General features: G+C 34.2%; 17 protein-coding genes. All 17 read left to right on the top strand.

Translation table 11 applies throughout. The features are described from left to right. The 17 genes from ACIQZA_RS21220 (at position 1) to ACIQZA_RS21300 (ending at position 18,340) form a co-directional block, all read left to right on the top strand. Positions 1–948 (top strand): SpoIVB peptidase S55 domain-containing protein, encoded by a 948-nt coding sequence (locus ACIQZA_RS21220; protein ID WP_402883730.1) that lies wholly within the window; start codon positions 1–3, stop codon positions 946–948. Between the two features lie 340 nt (positions 949–1,288). Further along, positions 1,289–2,080, top strand: coding sequence for a sporulation transcription factor Spo0A (spo0A, locus tag ACIQZA_RS21225; protein WP_402883731.1), 792 nt, complete (start codon positions 1,289–1,291; stop codon positions 2,078–2,080). Positions 2,081–4,502: 2,422 nt separating this feature from the next. Continuing rightward, positions 4,503–5,420 (top strand): hypothetical protein, encoded by a 918-nt coding sequence (locus tag ACIQZA_RS21230; protein WP_402883733.1) that lies wholly within the window; start codon positions 4,503–4,505, stop codon positions 5,418–5,420. Positions 5,421–5,883: 463 nt separating this feature from the next. After that, positions 5,884–6,297, top strand: coding sequence for a hypothetical protein (locus tag ACIQZA_RS21235; RefSeq protein ID WP_400936581.1), 414 nt, complete (start codon positions 5,884–5,886; stop codon positions 6,295–6,297). 30 nt (positions 6,298–6,327) lie between these two features. After that, positions 6,328–7,191 carry an SU10 major capsid protein gene (locus ACIQZA_RS21240; RefSeq protein WP_402883734.1) on the top strand — a complete coding sequence of 288 codons (864 nt, stop codon included), beginning with the start codon at positions 6,328–6,330 and terminating at the stop codon, positions 7,189–7,191. Between the two features lie 287 nt (positions 7,192–7,478). Further along, entirely contained in the window at positions 7,479–7,664 is a 186-nt protein-coding gene (locus tag ACIQZA_RS21245) for a DUF5659 domain-containing protein (protein ID WP_132356652.1), read from the top strand. 62 nt (positions 7,665–7,726) lie between these two features. Further along, positions 7,727–8,716 carry a hypothetical protein gene (locus ACIQZA_RS21250; RefSeq protein ID WP_402883736.1) on the top strand — a complete coding sequence of 330 codons (990 nt, stop codon included), beginning with the start codon at positions 7,727–7,729 and terminating at the stop codon, positions 8,714–8,716. 18 nt (positions 8,717–8,734) lie between these two features. Next, positions 8,735–9,124, top strand: a complete 390-nt coding sequence (locus ACIQZA_RS21255; protein ID WP_248716384.1) for a hypothetical protein — start codon at positions 8,735–8,737, stop codon at positions 9,122–9,124. 3 nt (positions 9,125–9,127) lie between these two features. Next, on the top strand, positions 9,128–10,717 hold the full coding sequence (locus ACIQZA_RS21260) for a terminase large subunit domain-containing protein (protein ID WP_402883738.1): 1,590 nt from the start codon (positions 9,128–9,130) through the stop codon (positions 10,715–10,717). Between the two features lie 653 nt (positions 10,718–11,370). Beyond that, positions 11,371–12,714 (top strand): phage portal protein, encoded by a 1,344-nt coding sequence (locus ACIQZA_RS21265; RefSeq protein ID WP_400936588.1) that lies wholly within the window; start codon positions 11,371–11,373, stop codon positions 12,712–12,714. Positions 12,715–12,883: 169 nt separating this feature from the next. Continuing rightward, positions 12,884–13,291, top strand: a complete 408-nt coding sequence (locus ACIQZA_RS21270; RefSeq protein ID WP_132356647.1) for a phage holin family protein — start codon at positions 12,884–12,886, stop codon at positions 13,289–13,291. A 217-nt stretch (positions 13,292–13,508) separates the two neighbouring features. After that, positions 13,509–13,841 carry a hypothetical protein gene (locus ACIQZA_RS21275; protein ID WP_400936591.1) on the top strand — a complete coding sequence of 111 codons (333 nt, stop codon included), beginning with the start codon at positions 13,509–13,511 and terminating at the stop codon, positions 13,839–13,841. Positions 13,842–13,853: 12 nt separating this feature from the next. After that, positions 13,854–14,465, top strand: a complete 612-nt coding sequence (locus tag ACIQZA_RS21280; protein WP_400936593.1) for a hypothetical protein — start codon at positions 13,854–13,856, stop codon at positions 14,463–14,465. Between the two features lie 136 nt (positions 14,466–14,601). Continuing rightward, positions 14,602–14,931: a hypothetical protein gene (locus ACIQZA_RS21285; RefSeq protein ID WP_323655084.1), complete on the top strand. Its 330-nt coding sequence runs from the start codon at positions 14,602–14,604 to the stop codon at positions 14,929–14,931. A 13-nt stretch (positions 14,932–14,944) separates the two neighbouring features. Continuing rightward, positions 14,945–15,376 (top strand): hypothetical protein, encoded by a 432-nt coding sequence (locus ACIQZA_RS21290; RefSeq protein WP_400936595.1) that lies wholly within the window; start codon positions 14,945–14,947, stop codon positions 15,374–15,376. Positions 15,377–16,164: 788 nt separating this feature from the next. After that, positions 16,165–17,016: an aminoglycoside phosphotransferase family protein gene (locus ACIQZA_RS21295; protein ID WP_400936597.1), complete on the top strand. Its 852-nt coding sequence runs from the start codon at positions 16,165–16,167 to the stop codon at positions 17,014–17,016. Positions 17,017–17,959: 943 nt separating this feature from the next. Beyond that, positions 17,960–18,340 carry a PH domain-containing protein gene (locus ACIQZA_RS21300; RefSeq protein ID WP_132356642.1) on the top strand — a complete coding sequence of 127 codons (381 nt, stop codon included), beginning with the start codon at positions 17,960–17,962 and terminating at the stop codon, positions 18,338–18,340. Positions 18,341–18,607 lie beyond the last annotated feature (267 nt).

The following is an 18,607-nucleotide window of genomic DNA, read 5'->3' on the forward strand; positions in this document are numbered from 1 at the left end:
ATGTATCGTCGTTGGCGTCAATTTGTCATTTTGCCTATGCTCATCGTTTTATTATTCATGCCCGTAAAGGCTTTTGCCGTAAAAAAGCTAATTCCGATGGGCGAAGCAATTGGTATTCAACTTCAGCTATCACATGTATTTGTAGCACATGATGTGCTGTTAGCTTCCAATCAGTGGATGAAAGGAGGCGCTGTAATTGAAAAAATTAATGATATTACAGTAAAAACACTTGTAGATGCCAAAAAAGCTGTTGCTCGGCAAGGACAACAGAAATGGACGATAAAAAGTGAAGGAAAAGAAATGACACTTGATTTACAGGAGCAAGAAGCAGAACATGTTATTTCCTTTCTAAAAGATGAAACAGATGGAGTAGGAACATTGACATACATTGATCCAGAGACAAAAAATTACGGTGCATTAGGCCACCAAATCGTTGATTCAACGTTACAAGAAGCCCCTATTTTCCATGCTGGCTCCATTTTTTTAGCTTCGATTCAACAAATTCGTAAAAGCATACCTGGTCAGCCTGGCTATAAAATATCCTCCATTGAAAAACACCATAATCGATTAGGGAGTATCGATAAAAATACGGTTTATGGAATTTTCGGCCGTTGGGAAGACGGTTATCAACAAAGTTTGCCAAAAGCAATTGAAATTATGCATGAAAAGGATATAAAAACAGGGAAGGCTGAAATCTATACTGCGATTAAGGGCAGTAAGGTAGAAACTTTTTCAATTGAAATTACCAAGGTTGAAAATGAACGCCTTGAATTCATAGTAACTGACAAAAAGCTCATTGAAAAAACAGGTGGTATTTTGCAGGGGATGAGTGGCAGTCCTATCATTCAAGACGGTCTTTTTGTAGGTGCAGTTACACATATGTTTGTGGAGGAGCCAAAAAAGGGAGCAGCGCTTACAGTAGCAGAAATGTTAAAAAAATCATCTTAAACGAAGGAGCTGCCAAAAAGGTAGCTCCATTCTTTCATAAAAATATCTTGTTCATCAAGTATTTCGTTTATTTATGAAGTGATTAGCGACACTTTAAAAAAACTGTAGTTTTATCTCCGTTTTTTCACTAAAATAAATGATATAAGCATTCGAAGCTTTGCAGGTATTTATCATAACTTGTCGATATAAAAAGAAAGTATCGGACTACATACTCATTTTTGGAAATTGAAAAGGTTTTTAAACCAAAAATGTCGAAAATTCCAAAGTGTGCAAAAATTGCATTAGGGGATAGGTGACGCTTTGGGGTAATTCAAAGCACAGTTCAAAAGGAGGAATTTAAATGACAAAGGTTAAAGTAGCGATTGCAGATGATAATCGTGAGTTGTTAAAAACGATGGAGCAGTATTTTCAAGGGCATCCTGAAATTGAAATAATTGCAACTGCTTCAAACGGGAAAGTTTGTTTACAAATGCTAGAAGAATTCACACCAGATATTTTGCTTCTAGATATTATAATGCCGCACCTTGATGGGTTAGCTGTTTTAGAGTCGATGTATCAAAATGAACGAATGTCATCAATTCAAGTTATAATGTTAACTGCTTTTGGCCAAGAAGATGTGATGAAACAGGCTGTAGACTTAGGTGCATCCTATTTCATGCTAAAGCCATTTGAATTTGATCAATTGGTTCAAAAGATCTTACATTGTGCTGGGCAGAAGGCTTCACTTCCTAAAAAGACAAGTGTTTTACAACCAGCGGCACCTCAAAAATTAAATCAACATCAATTAGATAGCACGATTACAGCCATTATTAAAGAAATCGGCGTTCCTGCTCATATTAAAGGTTACTCTTATTTGCGAGAAGCTATCCAGATGGTGTTCGAAGATATCGAGTTATTAGGCTCTGTGACAAAAATTTTATATCCAGAAATTGCTAAAAAATTCAATACAACGCCATCACGAGTTGAACGTGCGATTCGTCATGCCATTGAAGTCGCGTGGAACCGTGGCAATTATGAATCGATTTCGTCGATGTTTGGTTATACGGTACATCATTTAAAATCGAAGCCGACAAATAGTGAATTCATCGCCATGATTGCAGACAAGATTCGCATCGACATGATGGCGAGTTAAGGTTAGAGCTACAAGGGATTACAGGACTTATAGTTGATATATTATAGATTTATTTACCGATAAATCACTTTTTGAACCTTTAAATATAAGCGGGTAAGTATTAACGCACACTCATTTGTTGAGTTTACGGAAATTCGATTGATGGAGGTGTGTTTTTTTTGCGTAAGATCTATTTGATTACAGTTGGATCCCTTTATATTGCATTGTGAGCTAAACATCTTTCACCAAAAACCATTTTATGAACAGACCTTAATGCTATTCAGAAATTTCATGGTACAAGAGTTCAAAATTGAGGATGCAGGGAAGGTGAAATTTTCTCATGTTTGACAATACATCATTACTTCCGAGAGCGGGAAAGTACGCTGTTTCAAAAGCCTATGTAGAATACGACAATAGCGAATTATACAAGGATTTGAAAGTATTCTTTAACTTTTTGAAATCTTAACTTGAGATAACAGTTAATCCAATGTAAACAGTAGAACAGATTAAGCCAAAGCATAAACAGAAAAACTGCTTCCAAATTAAATTAATGCTTGGTGCTTACAATCTTACAAATTTCAAAACAAAATCTATTCTTGTCAAAAATACTAAGTAAGGACATAAATTAAAATATCAGTCGTTTTAAGACGTTGGATACAACTTTGAGATAGAAATTTCAAATTCATCATATCTATTTCCTACAAGCAGAGGAACAAGATTATATGTAATAATTTTGAAGCTACAGTGAGAGTTTAAGTGTTGGTTTATCTATTCATCCAAATTTAACTACGAAATAACGTCAAATGTTACCTCATTGAAGAAAATTGTGATTTTGTGTATATCGCAACCTAATTTTGAGCCAATTGTTAACTGAGTCAGTGAGCCACTTTACACTGTCTGTCTTTTCCGGAAGAACACCTCGGCTAGTGGCGGGCATGATACCCTGGTGCGGGCGTTAAATTACTGATACAACGGCTTTTAAGTGCGAATTATGCCCGTAGAGGCTCCATGTAAAGCCCACAGAAAAATATGCTGTGACATTTAACTTGTCCACTGAAATGGACTGACTGTTCAATTGTGAAGTGGCTCACTTTTCATTTACGAAATACAATTTTGCAACGTTGAGTAGAATTAGAAAGCTTTGAGATTGTGAAAACAGTTAAAATTGAAAGCGATAAAGTACAGGACAAAAAACTGTATAGATAACTCGACTAAGCGAGTATAAACAGGCATTAGGCTTAGTGCGTTCTCATATTGTCCTAGTGACGATGTGAGAAATTGCAATAGAAAATAATAGAAAATCATTGAATAAAAAAGTCGTTAGTGCAGGGAACACTAACGACTTTTAATAAATATAACTACTGTAAAGCAAAAAGCATACACACCAATGTAAAGCTATTTTCAGCATATTCGAAAAAAGATTCAATGTCTAGATTTATCTAAGTGTGCTTATTTTCGGTAGTCGAACGTGAAAGTCTAGTAACATGTTTTCAAACTAAAATTGACAGGTTTGTACGATAGCTTAAGTAATAATTATCGTTTGGACTCTATGTAAGCGTTCCTTGTTTCGCTTTGAGTGAATTGGTGGTGACTCCGTTAAAGGTCAGGAGTGGAAGGTCTGAGTGGCTAAGCTACGCTACGCAGAACACATCATACAATATAATTTAAATATGTTCCATAAAATAGTGGGATAAGTATTTATGGCGCTTGTCAGGCTAGCTAATTGGAATTATCGGGGGCAGAAGCGGATAGTAGATGTGTAGAACTGAAGTTCAGGTTTAAACAGGGTAAAAGTAAAAGATACGGGTTCAACGAATGAGGATTAATGGAGCTATGAAGTGTGTCTGTCTTTTTCCTTGAAGTATATTTGAAAACAAGGCAGTTACTTTTGAACGATTGACAAGCATTAAATGCTCTTAGGGCGTAAATGTGTACTAAATTGGTACAGTATTTAGACCCTAGTCTATAAGAAATGTACCAATTCGGGACAGTTTTTAGATAAGAGTGTCTAAAAAGTATACTTAATTGGGACGCATTATAACAAGTTTAAAGAAAGAAACTATTATAAAGAAATAAATAGGGTTAAAGAAAAAACTATTGACGGGCTTGCGTCCTAGTTTACTTGCATAGATTAATTTTGATTGAACAAATGAGTTTTATGGATTTCCAAAATATATTCTTTATTACAAGACGACAAAGACGAGATTAAGTCAGAAGGAGAGCAGTTAATTCTAGTGATTTGATGGCGAGGATGAGTACCATTCTCTCGGGGGAAGCAGTGTAAGTACCTATTTTTTGTAGATGTTTTTTTATGAAAAAAGTATTACTAATATTTTTGTGATGATAATATTTCGATAATTAATTTCGGGAAAAGAGTTGGTGAAATAATATATAATGAGAACTAGAGAACAATAATTACGATAAATTAAAAGGAGCATTTTTAATGGATTTAAAACAAAAAATAGAACAACACAAATTAGGCAAATATGACTTAGCAACAGAGCTGATAAGCATGGGCGCAAATATTAAATATGATTTGTCCTTTCATTTGGTGACAAAGTATATGTACAGTTACATGAAGACGAAACGAAAAGCAAAGGCAGAAGTTGCAGAGGATTATATAGCAATCTATATCAATTCGCTACAACAACGATACGCAAAGTATGTGTACAAAAAGTATCTGTCAAATATTGAGAGAACACATGATGACATGAAAGCCACAGACTATATTTATTACTATTTGTCACAGATTGGCGAGTATTATCATGTTGATGACTTTGATAAGATACCTGATAAATTGTTGAAGCAAGTAGAACATGAAGAGTTTTATGAGTGCTTTAACGACATATTAAGGGTATTACCGTATGTCAAAAAAGAAAAAGCTGAAAAGATTGCTGAGACAGTTGAGCCTTTAAAAAGAGTGTTAAATGAAATTATCCCTAAAGTCGATACAACGAAAACGGACAAAGAGATTGTAAAGTATATCAATCATGGTATTAACAAAAAAATATATCGTGAGATTGCTAAAGCAACAGGTACTAGAGAGTTTAATATAGATGGAGAACGTTATTTTATCAATCAAAGTGATATGAAGTTACTCAAAAATCAAACAAACTTTCGTAAGATATTTAAGTTTGATTTCTTAAATTTGTCGGAAAGGCAAAAGGAATTTACAAATGGGTTGCTAAATCACTTGCAACTGGCTTTGGACAGCAAGCTAACAGATGTATTTACATTTAACCAAAATGGCGAAATTATCGACTTTAACAAACGCCACTTTGCTAGATTGATGGGGCTGGAGGAAAGCAACTTCAAAAAAAGATTAAAGCGTGTTCAGGATAAGTATGACTCTTGGAGATGACCTGAATTCAAAAGTCACACTTTTCGCGTACAAACTGTTCCTTATAAGAGGAGATAATTTTCCTCTTGAATTTTTGATTTGTTGAGGTTTTACTAGAGCCTTAGTATAATTTCAGAAATAATCAAAAAATTGATAACTACTGAACGTATTTATCACCATTGTTTGAGGGCTACTAATTGTAGTCCTTTTTTTATTGGTCATTATTCAAATCTTTAACTGAGCATGTTCATATTATCTATTGAATGAGTGACAGCTTGGAACACGACCTGTGAAGTCTTATGAGCGCAAATAATTCAATCTGCTGATTCAGATGGAGATTTTTATGAGTGGTTTACTCATAACGCTCAATATGACGTTCTAAGGGTCTATATGGAGTGATGGACAATTAAGCCATGAGCAGTTGCTTATTGGCTTTTTTAGTTTGTAGAAATACGGAAAATATCAAATCAGAAGGAGATTATTAATGGAAAATTTACAAACAGCAGAAGCCATTGAAAGAGAATCTATTGAGGTTACTGAGGAAGTTGAAGTAACTGAACAGGAACAGAATGTAAATCCGTTGGAACAAGAAAAGCAGGAGCTACAAAAAGAAACCAAGCGTTTAGAGCGAGAAAAAATTGAATTAGAAAATCTAAGATTACAGCTACAGCTTGAAGAACGAGGGTTTGGTTTTGCAAAGGAATTTGTAGAGACGTTTGGTCTTGCTAAAACGCCAATAGAAAAAGTTGACGCTCTAACAGAGTTAATAAATGAAGTAAAACTTGATATGGGCTTTAAGCCTAAGGAAGTTGCTAAGCAAGATGACTATACAGCTCACAAGAAAAATGGTGACGCTAAAGGCATGATTGCTAGTAAGTTCACAAAAATATTTAAGTAAAACAAATTAACGGGAAGAAGGAAATTATTAATGTTTAAATCACAATCATTTACAGAATCAGAACGCGTTTCATTAGCAAATGAGATTGCAGTAATTGGGGTTCAGGCAACACCCTTTACATCATTACTTATGGCTAAAGGCAATATTGAAAAAGCACTTAGCAATGTGTACTCCTGGCGAGAAAACTCACTATCTAATGATGAAGATATTTCAGCGGTTGAAGGAGCAGACACAACAGTATTCTATGAATCTGCTAGAGCGGAACTAAGTAATATCCTTGAGATTTTCAAGAAGGGTGTTCAGGTATCAGGTACAGCAGAAGCAATGCAATCAACTCAGTTCTCAGCAGAAGTTGCTGACCGTTTACTAGAGTTAAAAGTTAACATGGAAAAGAAATTTATTAATGGTCTTAGAGCAGATGGTTCAAAAACACCGTTTAAACGCCAATTATCAGGTCTAATTGAAATGGCTGATGCTACTAATGCTGTAACAGCTCCGATTGATGAAAATGCAATTAAGCAAGTTATGCGTAATCTTTGGAATCAGGATTTAGCAGAAGGTCAAGTATATGCCTTTGTAAATGCTGATATTAAAGAAAAAATTGACGCTATCTATAAGGATAACTACTCTTACAACCATGTGACAACATCATTTGGCTTACTAGTAGATGAAATTAACACTAATTATGGTTCAGTAAAATTTGTTTTATCAAAACATGTTCCTGCTGACAAAGTTGTGTTCTTCAATGACACTTATGTTGATGTAGCATATTTGCGTGAGCCACACTTTGAACCACTTGCAAAAACAGGTGATTCAGTGAAAGGTCAAGTAATTGCAGAAGCAACTTTAAAGGTTGGTTCAAAGAAAGCAATTGCAGTATTAACACAGGGTTAATAATCCCTTAGACACTCTCAGAAATGGGAGTGTCTTTTTCAATTCATTTCATGAAAATTTTTAACTGAAGAAAGGAAGTAAGACCTTGACACAAATAGAGCTGTTCTTAATGCGTAGACGGAAGCAAATTAGGCTATCTGATATTGCTAGGCACATTGGTTGCTCAATCGCTTTGCTCTCAAAATATGAGAATAACAAAGTAGCTATGGAAGCAAACAAAGTACAGAAATACAAAGAATTTATTCTGAAAAACTAAGTGTTCAAATAAGCAGATAGGAGTTTATAAAATGACAAACTTAACTGAAAAAGACTTTTTCTTTTGCTTCACAAAGAAACTTTCAATCTATCTAAAAGAAGAAGGAATTTCTTATATCATAAAAGCTAGAAGCATTAAGGATAATGCGATTTACACAGTATATCAGAAAACTGATGAACTACAGCGAGCATTAGATAAATATAAGAAAATTAACTAGGTAGTTACCAAGAAGGTGACTTCTTTTTTCTAATAAAAATACAATCACACAGGAGTTTTTACATGATGGAATTTATTATGATTAACAATCAACTTATTTCAGATGGAAATGAGTTTCAACTAACACCGCAGGAGCTATATGTCTATTCGTTACTTTCAATAAGTAGGGACTATAGAGAGAATATTTATATTTCAGCTTCATTGCTTCATGCCAAAGGACAAATTGAACTTGCAAGCAACAAAAAGCGAGCAGTTAAAGCAATCAAAGATACTCTTATTTCTTTGAGAGATAAGAAGGTCATTAGATTTACTAGTATTGATGGTGAGCTTGTGGATGAATTTAATGCTAATGACATTCTTATTGCTGAATTAGTGGAATTTGAAGATATAAGCCATACACAACTTAAATTTGATGTGTTCAATGAACTTACAGACATTCGCCAATTATATGTATATCTTACTACCTATAGATGGGCTAACAGTGAGAATGGTATTTTTACTTGTTCTAAATCACGTTGGGCGATGATTTTAAATTGTTCAGAGTCAACAGCAGTCCAAGCTGTAAATGAAACAATTGAAGCAGGTCTAATTCACAAGAATATTGGTGATTACAACGATACAGGTAAGCAAAACACCAACCAATATAGAACAACACCTTTTGAAGATGATGAAATTACACATCATTCGTTTAAGAAAAAGTATGCTGAAAAAGTAGTTGAAGAAGAAACAGACCTAGAGCATATCACTGTAGAACAGTTGAAGGAAACAGAGCAGCGATTCAACAAATTTAAAGATGAAAATGGTGAAGATGTATTCCCTATTGAACAGGATTATGTTGCTGTTTTAGACCTGCGAAAACAAAAAAAAGAAGTAGGTTTAACTGACATTGAAAAAAGAGTCTTGAGAGCAGGGGAAAACCGCATTAAGAAACTAAAAAAACAAGACTATTTAATAGATGAGTATGGCAATGAGTTTAAAATTGTTGATAGACATATTGAAAATGCAAAACTTTACATCCAAAACAGGGATGAAATGAACACTGAATATCACTAAAAGAGAGGACTGATATTTATGGATATTTACAAAGCACTTGAAGCAGTTCCATACAAGAAAAGGGAATACTTTAAATGGAGGTTTGACCTATATGTTAATCGCACTGAAGAACTCTCAGAAGAAGCATTGTGTCAAAAATTAGATGTGAAAACATTGAACCACATGAAGAAGTGGGAGAAATCTTCTGAGTATCTGATGTTGACTAATTTGTATCTTGAATCACGCATGGCGAATGATTTAGAGCAAATTTATCAAGTCACAGCAGAAAGAGCCACTGAAGGTGATGAAAAGGCTATTAAGCTTTTATTAGACCTTCAAAAGCAGGTCAGAGCATTTAATAAAGAGTTTAAGGCTACTCAGGTCTATGTGCCACAAGAAAGCAATGCTTATGATGAATTGGTGATGTAGCACATGGCAACTAAATCAAATAAACTTGAAAAAGTTCTTAGTGAGTTCCCACTTTTTGCTAAGAACTTTATTTTTATTACAGACAACGAAAATCAGGTCATTAAATTTGAAATCAATGAAGCACAGCAAGAAATTGAAAATCTTATGCTAGGGAATCGCTTTGTTGTGATTGGTAAAGCAAGGCAAGCAGGTATTTCAACATTTGTGCTAGCTAGGGCATTATGGAGAGCATTAACCAAGCCTAACGAAAATATCTTAATTGTGAGTTATAAGGGTGATTCAGCAAAAGCGCTTTTTGAAAAGTTGAAGCAAATGAATGACGCTGTTCCAAGAGAAAAATTCCCTAATGTATTCCCGAAGGTTCGCAGGGATAACAGAAGCGAGCTATTGTTCACTAATGGTTCAAGAATATCAAGTGTTACAGCGGGGAACAAAGATATTGGGCGTGGTTCAACATACACCTATGTTCATTTATCTGAGTTTGCTTTTTATGCGTCACAGGAAACTCAACTACTCTCGGTTGAACAATCCCTTGCAAAAGGGGCTGAGAGCCAATTAACAATTGAAACAACCTCCAATGGTACAAGCAACCATTTCTACCGCCTGTATATGCAAGCCCTCAAAGGTAAGTCTAAGTATGTTCCTTATTTCATTCCTTTTTACCACAAGCTATACAAAAAGCAATTTGCCCATGACTATGATGAAGCCGAGCGTTGGTATAAAGCGACCAATTGTGGCAAGCGTCTTGCTTCTGATGGCTTAGAAGAAGATGAAGTAGCCCTATATACAGCGGGGGCAACCTTAAGGCAATTAATGTGGAGAAGATGGAAGGTTCAGGACATGGAAAATGAACAGCAGTTTATGCAAGAGTACCCCTCAAATCCCTTTGATTCTTTTGTTTCTACAGGTAGAAGTGTATTTGATCAACATAAGGTATTAACTAGGCTTTCTTATGCAATTGAGCCGTTACCTAAAAATGAGGTGCTGTCAGAAATACCTGAGAGCGTTCGAAAATACATTGGTAAAGGCTTAGACCTTTTCAAATATCCTGAGCGCAATATGAAATATTATTTTGGAGTCGATACAGCGAGTGGCTCAGGAAATGACTACTCAACAATTACTGCATTTGATTCAGAAGGACATCAAGTCATAAGTTTCTACCATAATAAGATTGCAGTCTATGAATTTGCTCAGGTTATCTATGACTTGGGGATTTTTTATAACTATGCCTTTTTGACAGTGGAACGTAATTCATATGGTTTACCTGTTATTGAACGCCTACGCAAAGAGCGTGGCTATCTTAATATGTATAAGATGAAAACCTTTGATGAACGAGGAAAGAAGAAGTTGCAAATAGGCTTTATCACTTCTGAAAAAACAAAGGCGATAATGATAAGTGATATGAAAGAGCAATTTGAGCTTGGGCTTATCAATATCGAATGTAAGACAACCTTACAGCAAATGCAGATGTTCGTTGAAACAAATGGTCGCTTAGGAAATAAGCGAGGAAATAGTGAATTGCACCACGATGATAGCGTTATTTCAACAGCATTGGCTATTCAAGGCATGAAAATAAATAAATGGTATGTATAGGAGAATCGCAAAATGGAAGCATTTAAAAAGTATCGTGATAGTTTAAACAAGCATAATTGAGCAACGGTTGTCCAATGAAAAGAATAAGTTAGGTTTTGAGAATGAATCTCATAGAAGGCGATTAAAAGAGTGTTAGAAGGAGATTGCTTTTTCTTTAAGAGCAATGTACCTAAAAGGGATTCCTTTTGTTCCTGTTGAAACTATTGAATATAAGCGGAAGCAATTGGCTCAACTAGAGAAAGCTATTCGATAGTATTCAAATCCTTTTGATTTAAATTATTCTATACCATTTGCTATTAAGGTAAAGAGAAAATGATATATGAAACAAATTTTGGTTAGAAGGATTCACAATAAAAATATAATTGTATTAGGTACTGATAAGATGAACAACAATAAAGAATTAGTTTTAGATTGCATTAAGATATTTCTTTCAATAGTGAGGATATAATTAAGTACCAATTGGTAAATGTATAATTTAGATGAAGATGTTTGAGAAGTAATATTATACGCTAAGCATATAAGAGCGCAGACAGAACAGGGATTTTTATCAAACTTAAAGTGTATCAAGACAGAGATTGGTACGAGAGACAGTAGTTTCAGTCATACTCATTCAGGGTGTGGCATTTTATTTTTAATAAGAAAGGAAAAAGAAGATGGACTTATATAGATTTTTACAATTAAAGCACAAAGGTAATCCCACTTGGTTCTTAGAGGAAATAAACTCTTATGACAACCAAGTGCGTTTGCAGGATGTGTTTAGTAAGAAAAAATATTTAGATGGTCAGCACAAGATACTACAACGTGATTCATTTAAGTACAATGGTCAGTTAATTGAGCCACGCAAGATTGTGATTCAGTTGGCTAAGACTATTTTGAACTTCCAAACGCAATACCTGTTGAAGAACAGTGTTAATATCATTGGAGTTGAGAAAATGGTTGAGCAATTTTTGAAAGTAAATAAGCTAGGTCGCTTTGATGATAAGAATGTTATTATCCTAAACAAATTAATCAAGTTTGGTCAGGTAGCTGAATACCTTTTCATTAATGCTAAAGGGAGAATTGATTCAAAAATTATTGACGCAGAGGATGGTACACCTGTGTTCAATCATCATGGGGAAATGATTGCCTTTGTTGAGCATTATGTCTTTGATGGTATTGCTTATTATACAATTTATACTGATAAGTTAGTCCAAGAATGGTCAAATGAAGGTGGAGAATTAAAGCTAGTTGCTCAGTATGCTAATCTAAGTGGCTTACCTGTCCTATACAAGACTAACAATGAATTTAGTGATACAGAAGGTCGCTCAGAGTTAGATGATTATATGGGGATATTGGATAACATGGAGGATGTATTATCTAAGTATGTTGACAGCATGTATAAGTTTATGAATCCTATTCCTGTTGTGGTTGGTCAGCAACTTAAAGACTCGTTGCCTACTAATATTGTTGGTGGAGGCTTAAACCTTGATGATGGTGCTGACTTCAAAATGGTAACTAACCAATTAGATTCAAAGTCTTTTGAATTAGTCTACAAGACGCTACAACAGGCTTTATTAGATGTAAGTTCAACGCCTGCTGTTTCCATGAACAAAACTGATGTAAGCAATCTATCCGAGGTGAGTATTAAGTTGCTGTTCTCATTAGCAGATACGAAAGCAGGATTAAATGAAACATACTTAAAGCAGGGCTTTTATGAGCGTTGGGAAAAGGTTTGTAAGCTGTTGAGTTACAAAGGGGTTCATATTTCAGAAGATGATTTTATGACGCTTGAGTTTAACTTCCAATACAACACTCCATCTAACCATGCTGAGATTATTGATAATATGAGTAAGCAACATGCAATGGGCGCTTTAAGCGCTGAAACAGTTCTTGAGCAGTCACCTTACGTGAATGATGTTGCACTTGAGATGAATCGAATACAAGATGTGAAACCATTTGAACAGGTAGAACACAGTAATCATGATGGCTCAAGTCACCTTGCTGAAAAGGTATCATAAAGATGGATAAAACAGGTGTCTATATTTAAAGGAAATCATAAAGATTTTTATTGTATGTAGGCGTTTTTATTTTGGTGAAAAATAGTGTTTTTTCGGGTGTGGAGAGTTGGAGAGAGTATGTCCAAATTTTCACGCCTGTTACAACAATTGTATTGGAGGTGAATGAACAATGGAGAAAATGAGTTTATTCACTATCCTAGCATTGACAGTAACATCATTATCCTTCCTTATTGGTGGGTGGCATGTATCATTGACTGTTCTTGTTGCGTTTATGGTCATTGATATTGTTACAGGCGTAATGGTGTCATTTGTGCAAAAACGTCTATCCTCAAAGGTTGCTTTTGTCGGCTTCTTGAAGAAAGCCACTATTATGATTGTAATAGTCTTAGCGAACCTATTAGACGTACTTACAGCGTCAGGTGTGCCAGTCTTTAGAACAATGGCTATTTACTTCTATATCGGCATGGAAGGGTTGTCTATAACTGAGAATCTAGTTAGGATAGGTGTACCGTTGCCTAAAGGGATAAAGGAACGGCTGATGCAGTTAGCGAATGAGGAAAATGAACAAAAATATTAATATATTAAATCGTTGTTTTTTATGCAAGATTTTCAATAGCCTTACAGATATGTAGATGGAAGAAACCTTGATGTATCAATGTCGAATAAATAGCATTTCTGTAAAATTTAAAGAATGTTGTTGTATCAGTGTTTATTACTTATTCCAGTTTACATAACTAAGGTTATTGGAAGTTGAAATTGAATATAAAATGAATTAATTGGAGTGATTATCGAAAATGAACAATTTACAGCGCTTACAGTTGGAAACAAAAGGTATAGACCTTGAGCAGAATGAGTTGATGATGTATCTTGCTGAAAACGGTCTTGATGCTTATTCAGAGTACAATTCGCAGTCTATGACAGACAAGAAGGCAATCTATTCTACTGCTCTCGGTATGCTTGAATCAGTAGCTAACAATCCAACACTGATGAAAGCCGTAAAAATAGATGATATGACAGTCAGTGAGTTCCACGAGAACCTAATGAAGCGTATTGACCAATTAAATTATAAGGTTAGAACCATGAGAACTGAAAATAATAACTCAGATGTGTTCATGCTGTATGTGTAGGTGGTGGGTAAGATGAAACTATTTGATGCTGAGACACTCACAGAAACGTTTTCAAGGCTTGTTCAACCATACATGAAGAATGAGTTGACTGTTACTCCAAGCACAATAGAGGGCTTTATGTCAAATGCTACGCTGTCAACTAACAGCACGTTTTACTTTCATTCCTTGAACGAATTCAAGCGTGGCGATTACTTTACTATTAACGATAGTTACTATCTTGTGACAGGTGATGTAGTAGTTCAGAGAGGGTTCAAATATAAAGCCCTAGTGGAATATTGCAACTATGTCATTGAGCCAACTACTACTGTAAAAATCAAAGTAGGAACTGACGCTATGGGTAGACCAATCTACAAAACAGAAACAGTTATAGATCGCTCTGAGCCTGCTGTGATTAGCTATAAGGAAATGACAGTGGATGAAGATTCCATTGTAATGGCTACTAAAACGCTTGTTATCAATGTGCAAGATAACGCTAAGAACCGAGAGGGATTCCAAGTGAATAGTACACTAGCAATTCATGGGCGAATATATAAAGTAATTAACGCTGAGATTGTAAAGGTTGGGCTGATAGAGTTAAAGGTTCAGTCAGAAGATGTATTGCTTCCACTTTTAGATGGTAAATAACGATACCCTTATTTGAGTTTCTTCTATATATCCCTTACCAATTTTTACACGCATATAAAAAAATATGAAATATTATTCTGTAATTATGTATATTATGGTAATATATAGTTCTATAATATATTTAGGAGTGGTAGTTTTGGAAGAAAAAGAAATAGTTCAGAAGTCACTAGAGGAAAGATTCAATGAACAGAATAAGAATAAACAATCAAAAGCACCATATACGCTTTTTAGTGTTATAGGTTTTATTGGCGCTATCGTATCAATTAGCATGGGCTTTTATAAATTGTGTATTTATGAAAACAATGATAGTTTTAGAAGCTCTAGTAAAAATGTCTACGTTGGCGGTGATGCCTATAACTACATTATCAACGGTACATATGCAACAAGTTATTTTGTGTTAGCGGTAGTATGTATGGTATTTGCTTGTTCAATGTTAATCTTAAAGAGTATTAATCAGAATAAATAGGAGTTTAACTTTAATGAAGAAAATTACTGTAGGTTTTTTATTAGTGATTACAGCTATTTTTATTAGCGCCTGTGGAAATAAAAGCAATGCACCTGAAAATGTACGTGAGGATGTATGGAATAATGGAATACAATTTGCTATCTTTATGAAAGATACGATTAATGAAGAAAAAAATATCGAAGGATTCCATGAAGCTTTCGAAGATTACTTTACAACTTATAAAGAAGATGCAACAGAAGAAGAAAAAAAAATATTAGATGCTTTGAAAGCTACACAGCTTATTTATGGTGTGACTAAGGCGATTCAAAGTGGAGGTGGTTTTGCCACTGATGAAGGATTTAATGAAATGTATAAACATGTAGAAGAAGCGATAGGGGTTTCAAATTTAGAACATAAGAATTATGATAAAGAAGCAATGAAAAAGACGCTTTCAAAATACGAATAGATATTTAATTAAGAACATTAAAAAGGTAGGGCAATTGCTCTGCTTTTTTTTGGAGAATTTTATCTTAAGGGTAGTAATTAATTTGGTAGGAGTAGTGGTATTAAAATTTATATAGAAGATAGTATATAATGTGAAACTATTTAACTACCAATAAATAAATGAAACTTTAGTTAAATAAAGTGTTCGAAAACCTAGATATATCAACATTTCAATTTTAAATTTGTATTATCCCTTAAGACAAATAGTGAATTCATCGCCATGATTGCAGACAAGATTCGCATCGACATGATGGCGAGTTAAGGTTAGAGCTACAAGGGATTATAGGACTTATTTAGAGAGAATTCATTGGATTTATACCGACTAATTACTGAGATCATATAACTTAATGTTAATTAATTGAATTAAACTATGAAACACATTCATTTATGGGGAATTCCCATTCATGGAAGTGTTTTTTTGGAGTTCTATATTATTTTTGGGGGTATTCATACAATTACACGCATAAAAAAAGCACAGATTCACTGATTTATATATACTTGAATTGTCGAGAAACAAGAATAGGAAGGTGAACTGTGCAAATGAATTTTAACATGAATATCCCACGATTAAAAAGAATGTAGAGATTACCAAAAGTGACGAAACGGAATGCATATGGCTTTCGACGCTGCGATCACTTTTTAAATTTGAAGTATAAAAAAATCGGAGTTCATTTGGGTTAGTGTGCTAAAAGATGACACCCCGACATTTGACTAAGAACCAATTTAATTTGCGAAGAGGAGCGATAATTTATGGATTATTTTTTAGGAATAGTAAAGGAATTTGATATACCTACAATTACAAATGAAACTTTATTGACTAATGGAAAAACAGCTTCAACCTTTTTATTGCATACAAAAACTTCGGAAAAATATATTTTGAAATCCGTTGATACGAAAGAGCAGGCTTATTTTGAATATAAACTTATACAACATATTAGAACAAAAAATAAAAACATTGTGAGTGAGATTTTAACTTCAAAGTTTGATGAGCCATTTACTCAAATAGATAAAATTTTATTTCAAATACAGATTTACGTACCTTCAGTAAACGAAAAAGCTCCTTTGCAAAAGGTTTTAAATACTTATCAGATGTTACAAGAATATTTAAGGGATTTTCATTATGAACCAGCGCGTCATAATCGTTTTGCATTAGATAGGTTATGGATAGATACAAAAGAACTTTTACATGAAAACTTACCAAAAATTTATGATGAACTATGCCCATCAATTGAAAAATTAATGGTGTTGGATCATAATCAGACGAATTGGATTCATGGAGATTTAGGTACGTGGAATATTTTATTAACTGCTGAACGTAATGTTTGCTTCATCGATTTTAGTGAGGCACGGAAAGGACCTAGATATTTTGATTTAGTAGCAATTTTTGCGTCATATTTACCTCAGAATTTAGAGGAAATTGATACATACACTCAAGTATTTTTAGCAGAATATGAAGTTTCGGTTAATTTGAATGAGTTCTACCAAACGTTAGAACTTTGGTATGTTAAAGGAATTTTAAGTTTATTGAAAGTCGATACTCAATCAACTAAAGAGCACATCCTTTATTTTTATAAAATTATTAAATATATAAGAAGCTTATAGCAGTTCTGACTACAGCGGATTAGATTCTGTGTCATATACCGGTTACTCAGCGCTTTTCCGCAAAGGCGAACGCGTTTTAACTGCGCGTGAGAATCGGGAATACTCGGAGGGGAAAGGTGGAAACGGCTTTGGCAGAGGAATAGTTATCTCCGGCAATCAGTTCACCGTCCGTGAAGAAGTTGACATCGAAAAGATTGCGTATCAACTAGCGAAATTAATCGAAAGGCAGGCGACACAAGTTGGATAAAAACCGTATTGAGTTTTGGTTAAAGGATTGCAATGAGTTTTGGTAGATGAAACCATATTTTTTCGATTTCATGTATAATTAAACATAAGATATTTTAAGTAAATAAGGAAAGTAAAGGTGATTAGGGGTGATCTAGATGGTTAGTTTGTTTGCGTTTATTTGTATTGTTGTAATGCCGTTCTTAGGGATTGTTTTTTGTTTAAATCTTGTAAATATAATTAGAAAAATTAAGAATGATAAAGAAACTAAAGTAAACACTTTTTTTCTTACCCTCTCATTCGTTCTTATCATATGGTCTATATCAGTAATGATTATTGTGTAATATAACGGGCAGGTATTTGCTTTTATAGCGGTGCTTGCCCTCTTTTTAAAGAAGGTGATTAGGTGATACTCGGAAAATGATTCTAGAAACCGTATGTGGTATCAGTAACGTAGCGAAAATTTTAACGCCTTTTTTAGACAGTTTGCGCCGACTGTTTAAGAGGGCGTATTTTTAATGTCTAAAAATCAAAATTGAACGTATATGTGGGATTGTTCTGTAAAAATCTAAATGTACTTACTTTTTTAAGCTGCCTAACCTGACGTTTTATGCTAATACACGTAGGTAAAGGTTAACTGCAGCAGATTTACATTGAATTTATGGAAAAATAATCTCATATTTTAAATGAAGAATGGACATTTGGAGGAGGAATTAAAATGGGTTTATTTGATGGGATAATAGGTAATGCAAGTGAAGTAAATCTAGAAAAATTACGGGAAGAAGTTAAAGATTTATTAACACCTCACGAAACAATTAAACATGCCTATAAAATTATAAGAGACACTTTTATTTTTACGGATAAAAGACTTATCTTAATCGATAAACAAGGAGTAACTGGGAAGAAAACGCAATATCATTCAATTCCATATAAGAGTATTCTTCATTTTTCAGTCGAAACTGCGGGAACGTTTGATTTAGATGCAGAGTTGAAAATTTGGGTTTCAGGTAGTGAATTACCGATTCAGAAAAACTTTAATAAATCAACTAACATCTATAAAATTCAAAGTGTGTTAGCGGAATATGTATTAGGAAAGTGATAAATATAACTTCTTTCAGCAAAAGTCTCACATCTATTGGTGGTGAGATGAATGTTTAGTTACTTTTCAGCGGGTATCCACCTGTACCTGTCGCTACCAAAACACTTGCTGAAAGAAGTAAAGCCTCCGGCGGATGCCATGGAATCGGAAAGTAGTTCTTGGTGAAGCATCGATTCCAGACGCAATTATGCCGAAGCATAATTGATCGGTCAACAATACTGTGGATCGTTTATCTTTGCTTGAACGTATATAATTATATTGGGTGAT

This window comes from Lysinibacillus sp. NPDC096382 (genome assembly GCF_044762845.1).
In the GTDB taxonomy this organism is placed as follows: Bacteria; Bacillota; Bacilli; order Bacillales_A; family Planococcaceae; genus Lysinibacillus.

What these genes read in the sequence shown, in the direction of transcription:
- ACIQZA_RS21220 (WP_402883730.1), top strand. Translation starts at nt 1, where the DNA reads ATGTATCGTCGTTGGCGTCAATTTGTCATTTTGCCTATGCTCATCGTT.
- ACIQZA_RS21260 (WP_402883738.1), top strand. Translation starts at nt 9,128, where the DNA reads ATGGCAACTAAATCAAATAAACTTGAAAAAGTTCTTAGTGAGTTCCCA.
- ACIQZA_RS21300 (WP_132356642.1), top strand. Translation starts at nt 17,960, where the DNA reads ATGGGTTTATTTGATGGGATAATAGGTAATGCAAGTGAAGTAAATCTA.
- ACIQZA_RS21265 (WP_400936588.1), top strand. Translation starts at nt 11,371, where the DNA reads ATGGACTTATATAGATTTTTACAATTAAAGCACAAAGGTAATCCCACT.
- ACIQZA_RS21255 (WP_248716384.1), top strand. Translation starts at nt 8,735, where the DNA reads ATGGATATTTACAAAGCACTTGAAGCAGTTCCATACAAGAAAAGGGAA.
- ACIQZA_RS21235 (WP_400936581.1), top strand. Translation starts at nt 5,884, where the DNA reads ATGGAAAATTTACAAACAGCAGAAGCCATTGAAAGAGAATCTATTGAG.
- ACIQZA_RS21275 (WP_400936591.1), top strand. Translation starts at nt 13,509, where the DNA reads ATGAACAATTTACAGCGCTTACAGTTGGAAACAAAAGGTATAGACCTT.
- ACIQZA_RS21290 (WP_400936595.1), top strand. Translation starts at nt 14,945, where the DNA reads ATGAAGAAAATTACTGTAGGTTTTTTATTAGTGATTACAGCTATTTTT.
- ACIQZA_RS21270 (WP_132356647.1), top strand. Translation starts at nt 12,884, where the DNA reads ATGGAGAAAATGAGTTTATTCACTATCCTAGCATTGACAGTAACATCA.
- ACIQZA_RS21240 (WP_402883734.1), top strand. Translation starts at nt 6,328, where the DNA reads ATGTTTAAATCACAATCATTTACAGAATCAGAACGCGTTTCATTAGCA.
- ACIQZA_RS21295 (WP_400936597.1), top strand. Translation starts at nt 16,165, where the DNA reads ATGGATTATTTTTTAGGAATAGTAAAGGAATTTGATATACCTACAATT.
- spo0A (WP_402883731.1), top strand. Translation starts at nt 1,289, where the DNA reads ATGACAAAGGTTAAAGTAGCGATTGCAGATGATAATCGTGAGTTGTTA.
- ACIQZA_RS21280 (WP_400936593.1), top strand. Translation starts at nt 13,854, where the DNA reads ATGAAACTATTTGATGCTGAGACACTCACAGAAACGTTTTCAAGGCTT.
- ACIQZA_RS21245 (WP_132356652.1), top strand. Translation starts at nt 7,479, where the DNA reads ATGACAAACTTAACTGAAAAAGACTTTTTCTTTTGCTTCACAAAGAAA.
- ACIQZA_RS21250 (WP_402883736.1), top strand. Translation starts at nt 7,727, where the DNA reads ATGATGGAATTTATTATGATTAACAATCAACTTATTTCAGATGGAAAT.
- ACIQZA_RS21230 (WP_402883733.1), top strand. Translation starts at nt 4,503, where the DNA reads ATGGATTTAAAACAAAAAATAGAACAACACAAATTAGGCAAATATGAC.